Origin of the sequence: Streptomyces niphimycinicus (assembly GCF_018883605.1) — a bacterium.
In the GTDB taxonomy this organism is placed as follows: domain Bacteria; phylum Actinomycetota; class Actinomycetes; order Streptomycetales; family Streptomycetaceae; genus Streptomyces; species Streptomyces niphimycinicus.
Genome location: NZ_JAHLEM010001293.1, coordinates 1 through 791 on the forward strand (window position 1 = coordinate 1; position 791 = coordinate 791).

General features: G+C 76.4%; 1 protein-coding gene. It reads left to right on the top strand.

Features of this window, described 5'->3' with window-relative positions; all coding sequences use genetic code 11:
• Positions 1-170 precede the first annotated feature (170 nt).
• On the top strand, positions 171-779 hold the full coding sequence (locus tag KN815_RS49415; RefSeq protein WP_253209754.1) for an SCO2322 family protein: 609 nt from the start codon (positions 171-173) through the stop codon (positions 777-779).
• Positions 780-791: the final 12 nt, after the last annotated feature.

Here is a 791-nt window from a genome sequence, read left to right on the forward strand (position 1 = left end):
CCACACGCACGCACACCGCATCGGCCCCGCGCGCCCACGAGGCGTGGGTCCGGCGTGCGTGCGCGGCCTCGACTCCACGCACGCGCGTGCCCTTCGCCCCGCGCACCCGCGTCGCCCGGCCGCTGCTGCCCGTCGTCGCCCTGCTGTTGCCCGTTCTCGTTCTGTTCGCGATGGTCGGCGCGGCGCCCGCGCAGGCTGCCGATGGGTATCGCTACTGGTCGTTCTGGCAGCGGGGCGGGGACGGCGGGGGCTGGAGCTACGCCACCCAGGGGCCCTCCTCGGCGCGGCCCGCTGACGGCGACATGATCGGTTTCCGCTTCGCGGTCAGCGAGGACTCGAACGACGCCACCCGGCCGCGCGGCATGGCCGATTTCGCCGCCGTCTGCGCCGACACCCCGGCCACGGACGGCACCAAACGGGTCGCGGTGGTCATCGACTTCGGCACGGCCACCGACGCACCCGACCGCCGGACGCCGCCCACGCCCCGTACCGAGTGCGCACGGGTCGGCGAGGACGCGTCCGCCGGGGAGGCGCTCGCCGCCGTCGCGAAGCCGCTGCGCTACAACTCCGCCGCGCTGCTGTGCGCCGTCTCCGGCTATCCGGAGACGGGTTGCGGGGACAAGGTGAGCACCTCCGAGGACGCCCACGCCGCCCCGAAGGGCGACGGCGGCAAGGCGGATGGCGGCTCCGGCCCCTCGGCCGGGCTGATCGGCGGGCTCGCCGCCGTGGTCCTGCTCGGCGCGGCGGCGGTGTGGCAGGCGCGCCGCCGTCGCGTATGAGCGCGCGGATGC

Bases quoted from the DNA above. Each gene is read 5' to 3' on its own strand.
- KN815_RS49415 (WP_253209754.1), top strand. From the start codon at position 171: ATGGTCGGCGCGGCGCCCGCGCAGGCTGCCGATGGGTATCGCTACTGG.